This window comes from Kitasatospora sp. NPDC094016 (assembly GCF_040304045.1).
Classification (GTDB): Bacteria; Actinomycetota; Actinomycetes; order Streptomycetales; family Streptomycetaceae; genus Kitasatospora.
In genome coordinates, this window is sequence record NZ_JBEOUK010000001.1 from 1 (window position 1) to 19,153 (window position 19,153).

Consider the following 19,153-nt stretch of genomic DNA (forward strand, 5'->3'; position numbering starts at 1 on the left):
CTGCGGCAGTACTTCCCCAAGGGCACCGACCTGACAGCCCACACCAGCGAGCACCTGGCAGCCGTCGCCGCCGAGCTCAACGGCCGCCCACGCAAAACGCTCGGCTGGGAAACCCCAGCCGAGCGCCTGCATAAACTCATCGCGGCCTGAACAACCGACCACGTGTTGCAACGATCCCTAGAAACCGCCCCCCGTACAGGGGGTCTCAGCCCTCTTCGCCGTAGCGGGCCAGGTAGGCGGCGAAGCGGGCGACGTCGTCGTCGGACCAGTCGGTGAAGCGGGCGGTGAAGGCCAGCCGGCGCTGCTCGTTGGCGTCCTGCAGCAGGGCGAGCCCGGCCTCGGTGGCGCGCAGGATCTGGCCGCGCTGGTCGTCCGGGTCGGCCTCGCGCCGCAGCAGGCCGAGCTTCTCCAGGGCGGTGACCTGGCGGCTGACGGTCGACTTGTCGAGCATGAAGTGGGCGGCCACGTCGGCGGCCCGGCAGCCGCCGCGCTCGGTGATCAGGTCGAGGATGCTGTAGGTGACCAGGGAGAGGTCGGGGTGCAGCTGGGAGGCCTTGTGCCGGGCGCGCCGGGCGAAGGCGGTCAGCTCGCGCTGGATGGCGTCGATGGACGACTGGCGGCCGGGCACGGGCGTTCCTACCTCCTCGATATTTGTTGCACTATACAACGGATTCCCCCGGGTTCGCGCGCCGCTCCGGGCCTCCCCGTCCCTGAGTGGCCTGCCAGGCGCGGGCGGCGGCAATCCGGCGGGTCGCACTCGGGTGAGTGGCGAACAGTAGCTCAAGCGCCCTCGGCGGGTCGACATCGGAGACGTTCGCCAAGGCCAGTCTGCGTTGCATCGCGACGAACTGCTCGGCGTCCGACGTCAGTTCGAGCGCGTGTCGGTCAGCCCTGGCCTCGATCCGGCGGCTCACCGCGCACTGGACCGGCCCCGACAGCGCCCCCAGCAGCGCCGCGCACGCCGCCAGCAGCGGCAGTGCCCGCGGATCGGCCGCATCCGTCGCCCCCGCCGTCGACAGCAGCGGCCGCCAGGAGCCCAGCACCCCCAGCACGGCCACCGCCACGGCCGCGCCCACCGCGCCCAGCAAGGTGCCGAACGGCACGTCCCGGTGCTTCACGTGGCCCAGCTCGTGCGCCACCACCAGTTCCACCTCGCGCGGCGTGGCCGTCGACAGCAGCGTGTCGTACGCGACGATCCGGCGGGTCGCGCCCAGCCCCGACACGTACGCGTTGAGCGCGGTGGTCCGCCGCGAGGCGTCCGCCACCAGGACGTCCCGCACCCGTACGCCGTCCCGCTCGGCCAGCGCCAGCAGGGCGCTGCGCAGCGGGCCCGGCGGCATCGGAGTGAAGCGGTTGAACACCGGCTCGATCAGCAGCGGGTGCAGGAAGGACAGCGCCGCCGTCAGTACCGCCGCCGCGCCCGCCGCCGGCAGCCACCAGTGCCGCGGCGACCAGGCGGTCAGCGCGAACAGCCCGAGCGCGAGCGGAAGGACCAGCACGAGGGCCAGCCCCAGGCCGCGCAGCGCGTCCACCGCCCAGCCGCCCCAGCCCTGCGTCACCAGCCCGTACCGGGCCCGGACCACCCGCAGCCGGGCGCCGAACGGCAGCTGCAACGCCTGGCCGAGCACCACCAGGGCCGCCGCGCCCGCCAGTACCCCGGCCGTCCGGGAGCCGCCGAACCAGCCGCCGACGGCCGAGACCAGGCCGGCCCCGGCCGGGGTCAGGCCGAGCAGCAGGGTGAGCGCCAGGCCCGCCAGCCGCCCGCCCAGTGCCCAGGGCAGCTGGGCGCGGCGCAGCGCGCGGCCACGGGCACGCTCGGCGGGGGTGAAGTCGGCCGGTGGGCCGCCGGCGGGGGCGGGGCCGGTGGAGGCGGTGGTATCGGTGTCGTCCATGGGGTGGGTGCGGCTCCGGGCTGTGGCGGACGGGGCGGTTCAGCATCTCCTACCGCGCCGGGGCGGCGCTCAGTCCTCGGCGCCCGGTGCTCCAGCCTTTGGTGTCCGGCGGTGGGTGTCCGGTCGTGGGTGTTCGGTGGCTGCTGTCCGGTGGTTGGTGTCCGGCCGTTGGTGTTCGGCCGTTGGTGTTCGGCCTGTCGGTGTTGTGCCCGGAATGTTGCGGAACCGAGGCGGATGGGTGCGGAAGCCGTGCCGTAGGCTGACCGCTTCTGGATCGACCCGGGGGGAACCACTCATGCGCCGTGCCGCGGCCGCCGTCGCGCTGTTCGTCGGCCTGACCGCCGTCGCCGCCTGCGGGCCCGACGACCCCGCCCCGGCGCCGGCCGCCGCGCCCGGCTCGGCCGCGGCCTCCTCCGGCGGGGCGGCGGGCACCTCCGCCAGCCCGGGCGCGACGCCGTCCGGAGCCGCCGCCGGGAAGAACGCCGCGCCCCGGCCCGACGGCAGCATCACCGTCGCGTTCGCCGGAGACGTCCACTTCGAGGGTCGCACCGAGGCCCGGCTCGCCGTCCAGCCGCCCGAGCAGGCCCTCGGCCCGCTCTCGCGAACGCTCGCCGACGCCGACCTGTCCGTCCTCAACCTGGAGACGGCGATCACCGGGCGCGGCGCCCCCGAGCCGAAGACCTACACCTTCCGCACCTCGCCCAAGGCGCTCGCGGCGCTCAAGGACTCCGGTGTCGACGTCGTCTCCATGGCCAACAACCACGCCGTCGACTTCGGCGCCGACGGCCTGACCGACACCCTCGCCGCCAAGGACTCCTCACCGATCCCGGTCGTCGGCGTCGGCCGCAACGCCAAGGAGGCGTACGCGCCGTACGTCACCACCGTGCGCGGGGTGAAGGTCGCCGTCGTCGCCGCCAGCCAGGTCGAGGACCTCACCAACCAGAAGTGGCGGGCCGGTGCCAACAAGCCGGGCATCGCCTCCGCGCTGGACGTCCCCGCACTGGTCAAGGCGGTCGAGGCGGCCAAGCAGCAGGCGCCCGTCGTCCTCGTCTACCTGCACTGGGGCGACGAGGGCAAGGCCTGCCCCACCGGCCCGCAGACCGCCATCGCCAAGAAGCTGGCCACCGCCGGCGCCACCGCCGTGGTCGGCACCCACGCCCACACCATGGTCGGCTCGGGCATGCTCGGCAACACGTACATCGGCTACGGCTTCGGCAACTTCCTCTGGTACGGCACCTCCAACTACGCCTTCTCCAACGAGACCGGCGTCACCACCCTCACCCTCACCCGCGACGGCAAGGTCACCGGCGAGGCCTTCGCCCCGGCGACCATCGACGACAAGGGCGTGCCCGTCCCGGTCACCGGCGCCACCGCCGAGGCGGCCCGCAAGCGCCGCGACGCCCTCCGGGGCTGCACCGGTCTCGCCCCGGCCCCGGCGGCGCCGTCGGCTCCGGCGACGGGTGCGTCGGGTGCGACGGGCTGAGGTGCCTCCGGGGCCCGCGGGCCTCTCGTGAGTGACCGGGAGCCACCCTCAGCTCCCGTTCGCCGTCCGGCAGTTCGCCGTCCTCCAGCCCCCTGCGGCACCGCGGCCCCAGGGGGTCCGGTCCGCCGAATCGGCGAGACGAAACGTCTCGTGCCGGCGTGCCCGGAAATGGCGGCGATCGGGTCGGAGTCGAGGGGGATGGCGGTGAGTTGACGGCTGAACAGGGCATCGGCGCAGCCGAACGTATGTGTTAGGTTAGGCTTACCTAATATTGCTGGTCGGAGGGGATGTCCGTGCAACAGTCCGAATTCGCCGGTGCCGTCGCGATGGTCACCGGGGCCGGGCAGGGCATCGGTGCGGCCGTGGCCCGGGCGCTCGTCGCCGAGGGGGCCGTCGTCGCCGCGGTGGACCGCAATCCCGGCCCGCTCGCCGCCCTCGCGGCACAGTCGCCCGCCGTGCACCCGTATGTCCTGGACGTCGCCGACGGCCGGGCGGTGGACGACACGGTCGACCTGATCGAGCGCCGACTCGGGCCGATCGCCGCTCTGGTGAACGTCGCCGGGATCCTGCGCACCGCACCCGTCGTCGAACTCACCGACCAGGACTGGGCGGAGACCTTCGCGGTCAACACCACCGGCGTCTTCCACACCGGCCGCGCGGTCGGCCGCCGGATGGCCGGCCGCGGCCGCGGCGCCGTGGTCACCGTCGGCTCCAACGCCGCCGGGGTGCCGCGCGCCGGCATGGCCGCGTACGCGGCGTCCAAGGCGGCGGCCACCATGTTCACCCGCTGCCTCGGGCTGGAACTCGCCCGCTCCGGCGTGCGGTGCAACATCGTCTCGCCCGGCTCGACCGACACCGGGATGCAGCGCGCGCTCTGGGGCGAGGACGCCGAGGCCGCCGAACGGCGGGTCATCGAAGGCGACTTGGGTGCCTGGCGGGTCGGAATCCCGCTCGGGCGGATCGCCGCACCGGCCGACATCGCCGAGGCGGTGGTCTTCCTGGCCTCCGACCGGGCCCGGCACATCACCATGCACGACCTCTACGTCGACGGCGGCGCGACCCTGCGCGCCTGACGCCCTCGCCGCCCCGGCTTCCCCGCCGCTTCCCGCCGCTTCCCGCCGCTCCCCTCCGCGCCCTGGGCAACCCCCGGGCGTCGGCCATGCCCTGACCTCCCTCCCCGAGCCCCCCGTCCTTCCTCCCCGACGCCCAGACCGTCCAGACCGTCCCAGACTGGAGACTTCACGGTGACCACGGTGCACCACGCCCCCGCCGGGGGTGTCGTCGAGCACGCCGCTCCCGCCCCCGCCGCCCCGGCCCCCGCCGGGCCCGCCGGCGCTCCCGCCCCGGCCCCCGACCACGCCGTCATCGGCGCGGCCAGCGGCCTGCTCGGCCAGTACCGGGCCACGGCCGACGAGGCGTTCTTCGCCTCGCCGACCCGCACCCTGCTCACCGCCGGGGTGCACGCCCGGGTCCCGCAGGACGGGCGCCCGCTGCCCGTCCGGGTCGCCGCGACGCTGGCCGAGGCCCGTCGCGCCGGGGTCGAACGGCCGCTGGTGGTCGGCGCGGTGGCGTTCGACCACGACAGCCGGGTCGAACTCGCCGTCCCCGAGAGAGTCCGCAGAGCCGGGGCGCTGTGCGACGACCCGCTGATCGCGCTGCCCGCGCCGCCGGCCGAGCTGGTCGACTGGCAGGTGCGTCCGATCCCCGAGCCGGCCGCGTACGGCGCGGGCGTCGCGGCGGCCGTCGAGCGGCTGCGCGGCGGCGAGTTGAGCAAGGTCGTGCTGGCCCGCACACTGGAGCTGAGCGCCGACCGCCCGCTGGACCTGCCCGCGATCCTCCAGCGGCTCGGCCGCCGCGACCCGGGCGGCTACACCTTCGCCGTCCCCGCCGGTGGCGGGCGGACGCTGATCGGCGCCAGCCCCGAACTCCTGCTCTCCCGGCGCGGAACGGCCGTCCTGGCCAACCCGCTGGCCGGTTCGGTGCCGCGCAGCGCCGATCTCGGCGAGGACGTCCGGCGTGCCGCCGCACTGCTGGAATCGCCCAAGGACCTGCACGAGCACGCCGTCGTGGTGGACGCGATCCGCGCCGCGCTGGCGCCGTACTGCCGCACCCTGGAGGTGCCGGCGCGGCCGACCCTGGTGCGCACCGCCGCGATGTGGCACCTGGCCACCACCATCACCGGTGAACTGGCCGATCCGGCGGTCTCCGCCCTGGAGTTGGCCACCGCCATGCACCCGACCCCGGCGGTCTGCGGCACGCCGACGGCCGTCGCCCGGAGGGTGATCGGCGAGGTCGAGCCCTTCGACCGGGGCCTGTACACCGGCATGGTCGGCTGGGGTGACGCGGACGGCGACGGCGAGTGGGTGGTCACCATCCGCTGCGCGGAGGCGGACGAGCGGACCCTGCGGGTGTACGCGGGTGCGGGCGTCGTCGACCGGTCCCGGCCCGAGGACGAACTCGCCGAGACCAGTGCCAAGTTCCGCACCTTCCTGGACGCCGCGGGGGTGCCGCGGTGACGGTGCCGGGAACGTCTCCGACGCAGGGTCGGACTCCAGTCGTGGACCGGGCCCCCGTTCAGGAGTCCGCCTTCACCCCGTACCCCGCCGAGTTCGCCGAGCGCTACCGGGCCGCCGGGTACTGGCGCGGCGAGACCTTCGGGCGGATGCTGCGCGAGCGCGCCGCCGCGCACGGCGAGCGGATCGCGATCGTCGACCCGGCGGGGGAGGGGCGGCGCTGGACGTACGCCGAACTCGACCGCCGCGCCGACCGGATGGCCGCCGGGCTGCTCGCCCGGGGGATCGGGCGCGGTGACCGCGTGGTGGTCCAACTGCCCAACGTGGCCGAGTTCTTCGAGGTGGTCTTCGCGCTGTTCCGGATCGGCGCGCTGCCGGTCTTCGCGCTGCCCGCCCACCGCGCCACCGAGATCGGCCACTTCTGCTCCTTCACCGGCGCGGCCGGCTACGTCGTCGCGGCCGTCGACAACGGCTTCGACTACCGCGAACTGGCCTCCCGGGTCAAGGCGGAGAGCCCGGCGCTGCGGCTGGTCCTGGTGGCCGGCGACGACCCGGGCGAGCACCTCCGGCTGGCCGACGTGCCCTGCGACGGGCCCGGGCCCACCGAGGAGCCGGAGCCCGGGAGCGTCGCCTTCCTCCAGCTCTCCGGCGGCAGCACCGGAGTGCCCAAGCTGATCCCGCGCACCCACGACGACTACATCTACTCGCTGCGCGGCTCGGTCGAGCTGTGCGCGCTCGACGAGGACAGCGTCTACCTGTGCGCGCTGCCCGCCGCCCACAACTTCCCGCTCAGTTCGCCCGGTTCGCTCGGCACGCTGTACGCGGGCGGCCGGGTGGTGCTGTGCCCGCGGCCCAACCCGGAGACGGCCTTCCCGCTGATCGAGCGCGAGGGCGTGACCATCACCGGGCTGGTGCCGCCGCTGGCCCTGCTCTGGCTGGACGCCGCCGAGCGCGACGCGGGCGGCCCCGGCGCGGGGGGCCTGGACAGCCTGGAGGTGCTGCTGGTCGGCGGCGCCAAGTTCAGTGCCGAGGCCGCCAGGAGGGTGGGCCCGGTGCTCGGCTGCACGCTCCAGCAGGTGTTCGGCATGGCGGAGGGGCTGGTCAACTACACCCGCCTGGAGGACCCGGAGGAGCTGATCACCACCACCCAGGGCCGGCCGATCTCCCCGGACGACGAGGTCCGGGTGGTCGACGACCAGGACCAGGACCTGCCCGACGGCGCCACCGGCCACCTGCTCACCCGCGGCCCGTACACCATCCGCGGCTACTGGAACGCGCCCGAGCACAACGCCGACTCCTTCACGGCCGACGGCTTCTACCGCACCGGCGACCTCGTCCGCCGCGCCCCCACCGGCCACCTGGTGGTCGAGGGCCGGGCCAAGGACCAGATCAACCGGGGCGGCGAGAAGGTCGCCGCCGAGGAGATCGAGAACCACCTGCTCGCCCACCCCGCCGTGCACGACGCGGCGGTGGTGTCGATGCCCGACCCCTACCTCGGCGAACGCACCTGCGCCTACGTCGTCCTGCGTGCCGAGCAGCGCGAACAGCCGCCCAGGAGCGTCGAGTTGAAGCGCTTCGTGCGACAGCGCGGACTGGCCGAGTACAAGGTGCCGGACCGGGTCGAGTTCGTCGAGAGCTTCCCCGCCACCGGGATCGGCAAGGTCAGCAAGAAGGACCTGCGCGCCGCCATCGCGGCCGCACTCCCTACTCACTGAAGGAAGGACCGTCGTGGGCCTGCCCCGCATTCCCTCCCGTCCCCTCGCCGATGCCGGTGCCGGTGCCGGTGCCGGCGCCGTCGCCCCCGCGCCGGGCGACACGCTGCTCACCAGGTGGAAGGACAGCGCCTTCGTACGCACTGATCTGGACCGGCTGCCGCGCGAGCAGGGCCGGGACCAACTGGTGACCACCGGCGTGTACGCGCACATCGGGGTGCGGGTCACCACCACCGACGCCGTGTTCGCGATGCTGGAAGGGAAGTGACGGGCATGGCCTTCACCGTGGAGCGGATCCGGACCGAGGTCGCCGACCTGCTCGGCGAGGACCCGGCGGACGTCCCGCTGGACGAGAACCTGGCCGACTGGGGCATGGACTCGGTCCGGCTGATGGCGCTCGTCGAGCGCTGGCGGGCCGAGGGCGCCGAGGTGGCGTTCGTGCAACTGGCCGAGCGCCCGGCCGTCGAGGCCTGGGCCGCACTGCTCGGCGCGGCCTGATGGAGACCGTGCTGCTGGAAGCCGCCGGGCCGCAGACGCCCCCGCGCGCGGACCGGGCGGCGAAGTACCCGCCGACCACCGTCGTGGGGCCGGTCGAGGCGCAGGCCGCCCGGACCCCGGACGCCCCCGCGGTGCTGCTCGCGGGCGGCGCGGTCGTCACGTACCGGGACCTGAACGCCGCGGCCAACCGGCTGGCGCGCGCCCTGGCCGCGCGCGGCGCCCGGCCGGGAGCGGTGGTCGGCCTGGCGCCGGCCCGCCACCCGGCGCAGCTGCTGACCGCGCTGCTCGCGGTGGCCAAGTCCGGCGCGGCGTACCTGCCGCTGGACCCGGCGGACGCGCCCGGGCGCCGGGAGCGGCTGCTCGCGGAGACGGCGCCGGTGTGCGTGCTGGGGGAGGGGGTGCCGGAGGCGCTGACCGGGTTGGACGTGGACGGCGAGCTGGCCACCGACCCGCCCCGGGCGCTCACGCCGCAGCACCTGCTGTGCGTCGGGTACGGCCCGGGCGGGCGCCCGGCCGCCGTCCGGCTCACCCACGCCGAGGCCGACCGCCGGGTGCGTGAGCTCCAGGCGGCCCACCCGCTCGGCCCGGGCGACCGGGTGCTGCAACTGGGCCTGCCGCTCTGGGAGTTCCTCTGGCCGCTGCGGACCGGCGCCGCCGTGGTGCTGGCCGATCCGCAACGGCCGGGCGAGGTCGGGGAACTGGTGAGGGAACTGGGCGTCACGGCGGTGCGGGCGACGCAGGCGGCGCTGCTGCGCGGCTGACAGATGACGACGTTCAGCGAACAACTTTCAGATGACAGATGATGAAATCTGTTATCTGAAAGTTGTCATCTGTCTGCCGTCGATCGTCAGCCGTTCGCCGCCAGGTCCGCCGCCGTCCAGGCCATGGCGACCGCGCCGTCCAGCACCGCCCGGTCGGCCTCCGCCCCCACCGCGGCCTCGGTGAACGCGGCCTCGTGCGGGGCGCAGGCGCCGCCGGTGATGTCCAGCACCGGATGGATGGCGGGCACGGCGTGGGAGACGTTCCCCATGTCGGTGCACGCGAACGGCCCGCTCTCGACCGGCTCCGGCCGGCCGAGAGCCGACGCGTTGGCCCGCCAGAGGGCGAGCAGGGCGGGGTCGGAGCGCATGTCCAGGTAGTCCGGTTCGGGCCGGTCGAGCGTCACCTCGCAGCCGGTGGCGAGCGCCCCGGCCCGGAAGCAGTCCTCGACCCGGGCGCGCAACCGGGCGAGGTCCTCGGCCGCCGAGGCGCGGATCTCGTACTCCGCGCTCGCGCTGTCGGGGATCAGGTTGGGCGCGGTGCCGGCGGCGGTGGTGATGCCGTGCACCCGCCACTGCGGCGGCAGGTGCTGGCGCAGCAGCCCGAGGGCGACCTGGGCGACGGTGAGCGCGTCGGCGGCGTTGCGCCCCTGGTGCGGGTTGAGGCTCGGGTGGGCGGCGCGACCGGTGTAGCGGACGGAGAGGGTGCCGAGCGCGAAGGAGCGGAAGTCGGCGACCTCGACCGGGCAGGGGTGCACCATCATCGCCGCGTCCACGCCGTCGAAGGCGCCCGCCTCGAGCAGCAGCGCCTTTCCGGCTCCGCGTTCTTCGGCCGGCGCGCCGATCACCCGTACGGTGAGCCCGAGTCGGTCGGCGTACGGGGCGAGGCCGAGTGCCGCGCCGAGGCCGGCGGCGGCGATCAGGTTGTGCCCGCAGGCGTGCCCGAGGCCGGGCAGCGCGTCGTACTCGCAGACGAGTGCGACGGTGACCGGCCCGCTGCCCAGGCTCGCGGTGAACGCGGTGTCCAGTCCGTGCGCGGGCGCGGTGACGGCGTAGCCGTGGGCGCGCAGGAGTTCGGTGCACCAGGCGGCCGCGCGGTGCTCCTCGAACGCGGTCTCGGGGTGGGCGTGGATGCGGTGGCTGAGCGCGAGCAGTTCCGCGCGGTGCGCGTGGACGCGTTCGCGGACGGCCTGTTTGGTCGCGGTCAGGGGCATGGGCGGAGCCTCCGTGCTGTCAGGGCCCCTGCGGTGTGGGGCCGTTGATCAGGTCATATGAAGTTAGGTTAGGCTAACCTAATTAGGCGTTTCGTTCGCCGGACCCCGAGGAGCACCCCGAACCATGCCTGCCGTCGAAACCCAGGCCGTCGATGTCCCGCTGCTCGCCGCCCAGGCCGCCATCTGGTACGCGCAGTCACTCGACCCCGACAGCCCGGCCTACAACACCGGCGACGCCGTCGAGATCACCGGCCCGCTCGACGAGGCCCGGTTCGAGGACGCGCTGCGGCAGGCGGTCGACGAGGCCGAGGCGCTGAGCGCCGTCGTCGTCACCGGCCCGGACGGCACACCCCGCCAGCAGCCGCGCCCCGGCCGCCGCTGGCCGCTGCACCACCTCGACCTGCGCGCCGCGCACGACCCGGCCGCCGAGGCCGAGGCCTGGATGCGCGCCGACCTCGCCCGCCCGGCCGACCTCGCCGAGGGCCCGCTGTTCACCCACGCGCTGATCCGCCTCGCCGACGACCGGTACCAGTGGTACCGGCGGATCCACCATCTCGCCGTCGACGCCTACGCGTTGAACCTCCTCGGCGAGCGCCTCGCCGAGCTGTACACCGCGTACGCCACCGGCACCGAGCCCGCCGCACGCCCGTTCGCCACCCTCGCCGAGGCCGCCGCCGAGGAGACCGCCTACCGGGACGGCGAGGAGTACCCGGCCGACCGTGCCTACTGGGCCGAGCGCCTGGCCGGCGCCGACACCCCGGCGACCCTGCCGGGCAGCCCGGCGCCCGCGCCGTCCGCAACCCCGGCCCAGACCCCCCTGCGCCTCACCGCCGAGCTGCCCGCCGGCACCCGCGACCGCCTGGAGCGCGCGGCCGCCACCGCCCGTGCCACCTGGGCCGAACTGCTCCTCGCCGCCACCGCCGGCTACCTGCACCGCGTGGCCGGCACCGAGGACGTCGTGCTCGGCCTGCCGCTCGCCAACCGCCGCGGACCGGCCGCCCTGCGCACCCCCGTCGCCGCCGCCAACATCCTCCCGCTGCGCCTGGCCGTCCGCCCCGCCGACAGTGCCGAGGCGCTGCTGCGCCGGGTGGTCCGCGAACTGCGCGTCGTCCGCCGCCACCAGCGCTACCCACTGGAGGACCTGCGCCGCGACCTCGGGCTGACCGGCGAGCGGCGCGCCCTGTTCGGCCCGATGGTCAACATCAAGGCCTTCGAGGGCGACCTCGACCTGGCCGGCCTGCCCGGCGTCGTCCGCAACCTCGCCGCCGGGCCCGTCGACGACCTCGCCGTCAACGTCTCGCCCGCCCCCGGCGGAGCGCTGCGCCTCGTCCTGGACGCCGACCCGGCCCGCCACGACACCGCCTCGCTCGCCGCCCACCGCGACGGGCTGCTGCGCTACCTCGACGCCCTCGCCGACCTGCTGCTCACCGCCCCGCAGACGCCCGTCGCCCGGATCGACCTGCTCGACCCGGACGGCCTGCGCCGCGCCACCGCCGGCCGCACGGAGCCGCCGCTCGACCGGACGCTGCCCGAGCTGTTCGCCGCGCAGGCCGCCCGCACCCCGGCCGCCGTCGCCGTCCGCAGCGGCAGAGCCGCCCTCACCTTCGCCGAGTTGGACGCCGCCGCCAACCGTCTCGGCCACCGCCTGAACGCCCTCGGCGTGCGCGCCGGTGCGCCGGTCGCGCTCGCCCTGCCGCGCGGCGTGGACACCCTGGTCGCGATGCTCGGCGTGCTCAAGGCCGGCGGCGCCTGCGTCTCCCTCGACCTCGCCCACCCCCGGCAGCGCCTGGCCGCCGTCCTGGACGACGCCCGCCCGGTCTGCGCGGTCGGCACCGCCGAGGCCCTCGCCCGACTGGACCTCCCCGCCGGCCTGCCCACCGTTCTTCCCGGGGACGCGGACGCCGAGCCCGCCACCGCGCCCCCGGCCCCCCGGCCCCACCACGCCGCCTACGTGCTGCACACCTCCGGCTCCACCGGCCGCCCCAAGGGCGTCGTCGTCACCCACGCCTCGCTGGCCAACCTGTACGCGGGCCACGGCGAGGACCACATCGCCCCGGCCGTGCGCCGCACCGGCCGCGAGCGCCTGCGCGTCGCCCACAGCGCCTCGTTCGCCTTCGACGCCTCCTGGGACCCGGTGCTGTGGATGGTCCACGGCCACGAGCTGCACCTGCTCGACGACGCCACCTACCGCGACCCGGCCGCCCTGGCCGGCCACCTGCACCGGGAACGCGTCGACTACCTCGATGTCACCCCCTCCTACCTCGAAGTCCTGCTCTCCGAAGGCATCCTGGACGAGGAGTGGCACCGCCCGGCGGTCATCGCGGTCGGTGGCGAGGCCACCCCGCCCGCCCTGTGGCAGCGCCTCACCGCCGCGCCCGGCCTGCACCCGATCGACCTCTACGGCCCGACCGAGACCACCGTCGACGCCTACGCCTGGACGCCCGGCCCGGACGGCGCCCCGGTCGGCCGGGTGGTGCGCGGCTCCCGCGCCTACGTCCTCGACGGCTCGCTGCGCCCGGCGCCCGACGGCGCCGCCGGCGAACTGTACGTCGCCGGGGCCTGCCTGGCCCGCGGCTACCTCGGCCGCCCCGACCTCACCGCCGAACGCTTCCTCGCCGACCCGTTCGGCCCGCCCGGCGACCGGATGTACCGCACCGGCGACCTCGCCCGCCGCCGACCGGACGGCACCCTGGAATTCCTCGGCCGCGCCGACGACCAGGTGAAGATCCGCGGCTTCCGGATCGAGCCCGGCGAGATCGCCGCCGTCCTCGCCGAACTGCCGGGCGTCGCCCAGGCCGTGGTGATCGCCCGCCCCGGCCCGCAGGGCAAGCGGCTGCTCGGCTACGTCGTCCCCGAGGCGCTTCCCGAGGCGGCTCCTGAGGCGGCTCCCGAGGCGGTTTCCGAGTTCGAGGCCATGCCGGAGGACTCCACCGAACCCGCCCCCGTCCCCCGCGTCGCCCTCGACCCGGCCGCGCTGCGGGCCGCCCTCGCGGCCCGGCTGCCCGGACACATGGTCCCGGCCGCCGTCCTGGTCCTCGACGAACTGCCGCGCACCGCCCACGACAAGCTCGACCACCGCGCCCTGCCCGAGCCCGCCGCCGCCGAGCCCGGTACGGCCCCGGCCACGCCGCAGGAGGAACTGGTCTGCGGGCTGTTCGCCGACGTCCTCGACCTGCCGCAGGCACCCGGGCGGGACGCCTCCTTCTTCGACCTCGGCGGCCACTCACTGCTGGCCGGCCGCCTCGCGGCCCGGCTGCGCGAGACCTTCGACGCCGCCGTCGGGTTCGCCGACGTCTTCCGCCACCCGACCCCGGCCGCGCTCGCCGCCCTGCTCGACGCGCACCCCGGCGGCGAGCCCGAGGCCCGCCCCGCACTGGTGCCCGTACCGCGCACCGACCGGATGCCGCTGTCGCCCGCCCAGCGCGGCCTGTGGTTCCTGCACCGGCTCCAGGGCCCAAGCCCCACCTACAACATCCCGCTCGCCCTCACCCTCACCGGCCCGCTCGACCGGACCGCCCTCACCCTCGCCCTCGGCGACCTCACCGCCCGGCACGAGGTGCTGCGCACGGTCTACGGCGAGGAGCCGGACGGCACGCCGTACCAGCGGGTGCTGCCCGCCGCGCCCGTCGAACTGCACGACGGCACCGAGCTCGCCGAAGCCGTCCGGCACGCCTTCGACCTCACCGGCCGGCCGCCGCTGCGCGCCACCCTGTTCACCCACGGCCCGGTCGAACACACCCTGCTCCTGCTGCTCCACCACATCGCGAGCGACGGCGCCTCCACCACCCCGCTGGTCCGCGACCTGTCCGCCGCCTACACCGCCCGGCTGGCCGGCCGCGCACCGGAACTCCCCTCTCCCGCCGTGCAGTTCGCCGACCATGCGGCCTGGCACCGCCAGCTGCTCGGCACCGCCGAGGCGCCCAGCCCGCTCGCCGCGCGGCAGTCGGAGTACTGGCGCACCGCCCTGGCCGGCCTGCCCGACCAGCTGGAACTGCCCACCGACCGCCCGCGCCCCGCCGTCGCCGGCCACCACGGCGCCACCGTGCCCTTCAGCCTCGGCGCCGAGGCCCACGCCGCCCTCGCCGCGCTCGCCCGGGCCGCCGGCGGCACCGTCTTCATGGCCGTCCAGGCCGGACTCGCCGCCCTGCTCACCCGGCACGGCTGCGGCACCGACATCCCCGTCGGCACCCCGGTCGCCGGCCGCGACGACCCCGGGACCGCCGACCTGGTCGGCTACTTCGTCAACTCCGTGGTCCTGCGGACCGACACCTCGGGCGACCCGACCTTCCGCGAGCTGCTCGGCAAGGTCCGCGGCACCGTCCTGGCCGCCCACGAGCACGCCGACCTGCCCTTCGACCGGCTGGTCGAGGAGCTCAACCCGCCGCGCTCCCTCGCCCGCCACCCGCTGTTCCAGGTGATGCTCGCCTGGCAGAGCCGCCCCGACGAGCCCCACCCGCTGGGCGGCGGCCTCACCGCCCGGATCGCCGCCGTCCCCAGCGGCACCGCCAAGTTCGACCTCACCCTCAACGCGGGCGAGCTCCCCGGCGGCGGCATCGGCGGCTTCCTGGAGTACCGGACCGACCTCTTCGACGCCGCCACCGTCGAAGGGCTCGCGACCCGCCTCGCCCGGCTGCTCGCCGCCGCCGCCGGCGCCCCCGACACCGCGATCGGCCGGCTCCCGCTGATCGGCGAGGAGGAGCGGCTGCGCGCCCTCGTCGAGTGGAACGGCACCCCGCACATCTCGTCCCCGCACACCTCGACCCCGCGCACTTCGGCCCTGCCCACCCCGACCCCGCACGCCTCGGCCCCGAGCGCCACCCTGGCCGAGCTGTTCGAGGCCGCGGCCGCCGCCAACCCGCAGGCCGTCGCCGTCAGTTACGGTGACGAGCAGCTCGACTACACCGAACTCGCCGCCCGCGCCGACCGCCTGGCCCGGCTGCTGGCCGCCAACGGCATCGGCCCCGGCACCATCGCCGCCCTCGCCCTGCCGCGCTCGGTCGAACTCGTGGTCGCCCTCCTGGCGGTGGCCAAGTCCGGCGCCGCCTACCTGCCGCTCGACCCCGACTACCCGGCCGACCGCCTCGCCTACATGCTGGCCGACGCCGCCCCCGCCGCCCTGCTCACCGACCGCGCCACCGCACCCCGGCTGCCCGCCCACCAGGTGCCCCGACTGCTCGTCGACGGGCCCGAGTCGGCCACCCACCCGGCCACCCCGCTGGCCCAGCACGAGCGCACCCGCCCGCTGCGCGCCGAGGACACCGCCTACGTCATCTACACCTCCGGCTCCACCGGCCGGCCCAAGGGCGTCCCCGTCACCCACCACAACGTGGTCCGGCTGTTCCGCTCCACCGACCACTGGTTCGGCTTCGGCGCCGACGACGTCTGGACCCTCTTCCACTCCTACGCCTTCGACTTCTCCGTGTGGGAGCTGTGGGGAGCCCTGCTGCACGGCGGCCGCCTGGTCGTCGTCCCGCACCTGGTCAGCCGCGACCCGGCGGCCTTCCTCGACCTGCTCGCCCGCGAACGCGTCACCGTGCTCAACCAGACCCCGTCCGCCTTCTACCAGCTCAGCGCCGCCGACCGGGACCGCCCCGGGTCCGAACTCGCCCTGCGCTACGTGGTGTTCGGCGGCGAGGCGCTCGAACTGGCCCGGCTCGACGACTGGTACGCCCGCCACCCGGAGGACGCGCCCACCCTGGTCAACATGTACGGCATCACCGAGACCACCGTGCACGTCTCCTACCTCGCCCTCGACCGGGCCACCGCCGCGGCCGGGAGCAGCAGCACCATCGGCGTCAACATCCCCGACCTGCGGGTCTACGTCCTGGACCAGCACCTCCAGCCCGTCCCGCCCGGCGTCACCGGCGAGATGTACGTCGCCGGGGCCGGCCTGGCCCGCGGTTACCTCGGCCGCCCCGACCTCACCGCCGGACGCTTCGTCGCCGACCCGCACGCCGAACTGTTCGGCGAACGCGGCACCCGGATGTACCGCTCCGGCGACCTCGCCCGCCGCCGCGCCGACGGCGTCCTGGAGTACTTCGGCCGCGCCGACCAGCAGGTGAAGCTGCGCGGCTTCCGGATCGAACTCGGCGAGATCGAGGCCGTGCTGGCCGCCCACCCGGGCGTCGCCGACGCCGCCGTGGTCGTCCGGGAGGACGCCCCGGGCGACAAGCGCCTGGTCGGCTACGCGGTCACCACGGCGGGCCCCGAGGAGCCGAACGGCGTCGCCGCCCCGACCCCCGAGGACCTGCGCGCCCACGCGGCCGCCGACCTGCCCGCCCACATGGTGCCCTCCGCCGTCGTCCTGCTCGACCGGCTGCCGCTCACCGCCAACGGCAAGCTCGACCGCCGCGCCCTGCCCGCCCCCGAGGCGCCCGCCACCGGCGCCGGACGCCCGCCGCGCACCCCGCGCGAACAGCAGCTGTGCGAACTCTTCGCCGAGGTGCTGGGCGTCGCGGCGGTCGGCGTCGACGACGACTTCTTCGCCCTCGGCGGCCACTCGCTGCTGGTCGTCCGCCTCGCCGGGCGGATCCGCGAACTGCTCGGCCTGGACGTCGGCATCGGCACCCTGTTCCAGTCGCCCACCGTCGCCGCCCTCGACACGGCCCTGGCGGCCGGCTCGCAGAGCGCCGACGCGCTGGACGTCCTGCTCCCGCTGCGGCCCGCCGCGCCCGGACGCCGGACCCCGCTGTTCGCCGTCCACCCCGCCGGCGGCCTCAGCTGGTGCTACACCGGCCTGATCCGCCACCTGCCCGCCGACCTGCCGATCTACGGCCTCCAGGCCCAGGGCGTCGGCGCCGCCACGGCGGCCCGGCCCCTGCCGCGGACCCTGGACGAACTGGCCGCGCACTACGTCGACCGGCTGCGCGAGGTCCAGCCCGAGGGCCCGTACCGGCTGCTCGGCTGGTCCACCGGCGGGATCATCGCGCACGCCGTCGCCGTCCGGCTCCAGGACCTCGGCCACGCCGTCGAACTGCTCGCGATCCTGGACGCCTACCCCGCCGAGGGCTTCCGTGACCTGCCCGTCCCCGACCGGGCCGAGGCGCTGGAGGCGCTGCTCACCATGGGCGGCTACGGCCCCGAGGACCTCGCCGGGCGGCCGCTCGAACTCGCCGCCGTCACCGAGCTGCCGCGCCGCGAGGGCAGCCCGCTGGCCGGGCTCGACGACGCCACCGTGGCCGCCCTCAACCGGATCTACCTCAACACCGACCACCTCGTCCGGGGCCACGACCACCGCCCCTTCGACGGCGACGTGCTGTTCTTCCGCGCCACCGTCGACACCATCGACGAGACCCTGGTGCCCGAACTCTGGACCCCGTACGTGTCCGGGCGCATCGACAACACCGACGTCGCCTGCTCGCACAAGGACATGACCCTGCCCGCCCCGATCGCCCACATCGCCCGCGTGATCGCCGACCACCTGGAGAAGTCCTCCGATGAGTGACGCCCCCGCCAACCCCTTCGACGGCGACGGCGAGTTCCTCGCCCTCGTCAACGACCACGCCCAGCACTCGATCTGGCCGGCCTTCGCCGCCGTCCCGGCCGGCTGGAACGTCTCCCACGGCCCGTGCGAGCGCGCCGACGCCGTGCAGTGGATCACCGCCCACTGGACCGACCTGTGACCCCTCCGGCCGTCGAGGCCGCCCCGGCCCGCCCCCTGCTCGCGGGGCGGGCCGCGGTGGTCGTGGTCTACACCGCCGCGATGTGCATGAACGGCCTGGACTCGACCATCGTCAACCCCGCGCTGTTCACCATGGCCGAGGACTTCGGGCGGCCCGTCTCGGCCGCCAACGCCGTCGAGACGGCCTTCCTGGTCGGCCTCGCCGTCGGCCTGCCGGTGGCGGGCTGGCTCGGCGACCGGTTCGGCGTGAAACGGGTCTTCCTCGGCTCCCTGGCCGCGTTCACCCTCGCCTCCGCCCTGTGCGCCGCCGCCCCCGGCCTCGGCTCGCTCGCCGCCGCGCGGGCCGTCCAGGGCGTGGCCGGCGGGCTGCTCACCCCCGTCGGGATGACCCTGCTGTTCCGGGCCTTCGCCCCGCACGAGCGGGCCGGCCTGAGCCGGATCCTGATCGTCCCGACCGCCCTGATGCCCGCCCTCGGCCCGCCACTCGGCGGCCTCCTGACCGAACACCTCTCCTGGCACTGGCTGTTCCTGGTCAACGTGCCGATCGGGATCGCGGCCGTCGTGACCGGGCTCATCGGCCTGCGCGCGGCGGACGAGCCCCCGGCCGGCCGCTTCGACACCACCGGCTTCCTGCTCGCCACCCCCGGCCTCGGACTGCTCACCTACGCGCTCGGCTTCGGCCCGGCGCACGGCTGGTCCTCGCCGGGAGTGGCGCTCGGCGGCGTGGCCGGGCTCCTCCTGCTCGGCATCGCCGTCCGCCACCAACTCCGTTCCTCCGAACCACTGGTGGACCTGCGGCAGCTGGCCGACCGCACCTTCGGCACCGCCACCTGGCTGGCCCTGCTCACCTCGGCCGGCCTGATGGGCGCCCTGTTCGTCCTCCCGCTGCTCTACCAGGCCGCCCTCGGGGCCTCGGCCCTCGACGCCGGGCTGAGCGTCTTCCCCGAGGCGATCGGCCTGATGGCCGCCTCCCAGGTGGTCGACCGCCTGCTGCCCCGGTTCGGCCCCCGCCGTCTCGCGCTGCCCGCGCTGCTGCTCGCCGCCCTCGTCCTGGTCGCCCTCGGCTTCGCCGAGAACCCTTGGGCCGTAAGGGCGTTGATGTTCGCGGTCGGCCTCGTCCTGGGCACCGCCGTGCTCACCGTCCAGATCGCCGGCTTCGCCGACGTCCCCGGGCCGGCGATGGGCCGCGCCATGGGCCTGTTCACCATCGTCCGCACCCTCGGCGGCGCCCTCGGCATCGCCGCCACCGCCGCCCTCATCGGCGCCCTGGACACCGGCGGCGGCTCACCCGGCCCCTACCGCCTCGCCCTCCTGCTCACCGCCGCCCTGGTCGCCGCCGGCACCCTCCTCACCAGCCGCCTCCCCCGCGAGGCGCCGGCACCACCCCCCGCCGACTGAACGGCCACGCCGCACCCCGCGATCGCGGGGTGCGGCGCCAGTTCGTTGGACGCGGCCTTCCGGG

Annotated in this window: 12 protein-coding genes and 2 pseudogenes; 11 read left to right on the forward strand and 3 right to left on the reverse strand. The window is 75.6% G+C overall.

What is annotated here, in order from left to right; translation table 11 throughout:
* Window positions 1-150, forward strand: a pseudogene (locus ABT015_RS00005) (IS30 family transposase); the annotation flags it as partial.
* A 55-nt stretch (window positions 151-205) separates the two neighbouring features.
* On the opposite strand, the gene ABT015_RS00010 reads toward ABT015_RS00005, so the two are convergent.
* Together ABT015_RS00010 and ABT015_RS00015 are read right to left on the reverse strand one after the other, a co-directional pair.
* Complete coding sequence (locus tag ABT015_RS00010; RefSeq protein ID WP_350874942.1) at window positions 206-628, reverse strand: MarR family winged helix-turn-helix transcriptional regulator; 423 nt, start codon at window positions 626-628, stop codon at window positions 206-208.
* 31 nt (window positions 629-659) lie between these two features.
* Window positions 660-1,892, reverse strand: a complete 1,233-nt coding sequence (locus tag ABT015_RS00015; RefSeq protein WP_350874944.1) for a M48 family metalloprotease — start codon at window positions 1,890-1,892, stop codon at window positions 660-662.
* A 295-nt stretch (window positions 1,893-2,187) separates the two neighbouring features.
* On the opposite strand from ABT015_RS00015, the gene ABT015_RS00020 reads away from it, so the two are divergent.
* From ABT015_RS00020 to ABT015_RS00050, 7 genes and pseudogenes are all read left to right on the forward strand, one after another.
* Entirely contained in the window at window positions 2,188-3,375 is a 1,188-nt protein-coding gene (locus tag ABT015_RS00020) for a CapA family protein (RefSeq protein WP_350874947.1), read from the forward strand.
* Between the two features lie 287 nt (window positions 3,376-3,662).
* A complete protein-coding gene (locus ABT015_RS00025) occupies window positions 3,663-4,448 on the forward strand; it encodes a 2,3-dihydro-2,3-dihydroxybenzoate dehydrogenase (protein WP_350874949.1) in 786 nt (261 codons plus the stop codon).
* A gap of 291 nt (window positions 4,449-4,739) precedes the next feature.
* Complete coding sequence (gene dhbC / locus ABT015_RS00030; RefSeq protein WP_350875648.1) at window positions 4,740-5,891, forward strand: isochorismate synthase DhbC; 1,152 nt, start codon at window positions 4,740-4,742, stop codon at window positions 5,889-5,891.
* Between the two features lie 41 nt (window positions 5,892-5,932).
* Window positions 5,933-7,603: a (2,3-dihydroxybenzoyl)adenylate synthase gene (locus ABT015_RS00035; protein WP_350874951.1), complete on the forward strand. Its 1,671-nt coding sequence runs from the start codon at window positions 5,933-5,935 to the stop codon at window positions 7,601-7,603.
* Between the two features lie 49 nt (window positions 7,604-7,652).
* Window positions 7,653-7,841: pseudogene (locus ABT015_RS00040) on the forward strand (isochorismatase family protein); the annotation flags it as partial.
* Between the two features lie 32 nt (window positions 7,842-7,873).
* Window positions 7,874-8,098, forward strand: a complete 225-nt coding sequence (locus ABT015_RS00045; protein WP_350874953.1) for a phosphopantetheine-binding protein — start codon at window positions 7,874-7,876, stop codon at window positions 8,096-8,098.
* The gene (locus tag ABT015_RS00050; protein ID WP_350874955.1) at window positions 8,098-8,859 is read left to right on the forward strand and encodes an AMP-binding protein; all 762 of its coding nucleotides are present in this window, start codon (window positions 8,098-8,100) and stop codon (window positions 8,857-8,859) included. The genes ABT015_RS00045 and ABT015_RS00050 overlap by 1 nt, the downstream gene beginning before the upstream one ends.
* 86 nt (window positions 8,860-8,945) lie before the next feature.
* Here the strand turns inward: ABT015_RS00050 and ABT015_RS00055 are convergent, their stop codons facing one another.
* Window positions 8,946-10,070, reverse strand: a complete 1,125-nt coding sequence (locus ABT015_RS00055) for a M20 family metallopeptidase (protein ID WP_350874957.1) — start codon at window positions 10,068-10,070, stop codon at window positions 8,946-8,948.
* 124 nt (window positions 10,071-10,194) lie between these two features.
* Here ABT015_RS00055 and ABT015_RS00060 point away from each other — a divergent pair, with 124 nt between their 5' ends.
* From ABT015_RS00060 to ABT015_RS00070, 3 genes are read left to right on the forward strand one after another with little or no spacing between them, the layout of a single operon-like run.
* Entirely contained in the window at window positions 10,195-17,514 is a 7,320-nt protein-coding gene (locus ABT015_RS00060; protein ID WP_350874959.1) for a non-ribosomal peptide synthetase, read from the forward strand.
* Entirely contained in the window at window positions 17,507-17,692 is a 186-nt protein-coding gene (locus tag ABT015_RS00065) for an MbtH family protein (RefSeq protein ID WP_350874961.1), read from the forward strand. The genes ABT015_RS00060 and ABT015_RS00065 overlap by 8 nt, the downstream gene beginning before the upstream one ends.
* Window positions 17,689-19,089 carry a DHA2 family efflux MFS transporter permease subunit gene (locus tag ABT015_RS00070; protein WP_350874963.1) on the forward strand — a complete coding sequence of 467 codons (1,401 nt, stop codon included), beginning with the start codon at window positions 17,689-17,691 and terminating at the stop codon, window positions 19,087-19,089. The genes ABT015_RS00065 and ABT015_RS00070 overlap by 4 nt, the downstream gene beginning before the upstream one ends.
* The last annotated feature ends 64 nt before the right edge of the window (window positions 19,090-19,153 follow it).

Excerpts from the sequence above, each read along its gene's own strand:
- ABT015_RS00050 (WP_350874955.1), top strand. The coding sequence starts at position 8,098 with ATGGAGACCGTGCTGCTGGAAGCCGCCGGGCCGCAGACGCCCCCGCGC.
- ABT015_RS00065 (WP_350874961.1), top strand. The coding sequence starts at position 17,507 with ATGAGTGACGCCCCCGCCAACCCCTTCGACGGCGACGGCGAGTTCCTC.
- ABT015_RS00025 (WP_350874949.1), top strand. The coding sequence starts at position 3,663 with ATGTCCGTGCAACAGTCCGAATTCGCCGGTGCCGTCGCGATGGTCACC.
- ABT015_RS00045 (WP_350874953.1), top strand. The coding sequence starts at position 7,874 with ATGGCCTTCACCGTGGAGCGGATCCGGACCGAGGTCGCCGACCTGCTC.
- ABT015_RS00055 (WP_350874957.1), bottom strand. The coding sequence starts at position 10,070 with ATGCCCCTGACCGCGACCAAACAGGCCGTCCGCGAACGCGTCCACGCG.
- ABT015_RS00060 (WP_350874959.1), top strand. The coding sequence starts at position 10,195 with ATGCCTGCCGTCGAAACCCAGGCCGTCGATGTCCCGCTGCTCGCCGCC.
- ABT015_RS00015 (WP_350874944.1), bottom strand. The coding sequence starts at position 1,892 with ATGGACGACACCGATACCACCGCCTCCACCGGCCCCGCCCCCGCCGGC.
- ABT015_RS00020 (WP_350874947.1), top strand. The coding sequence starts at position 2,188 with ATGCGCCGTGCCGCGGCCGCCGTCGCGCTGTTCGTCGGCCTGACCGCC.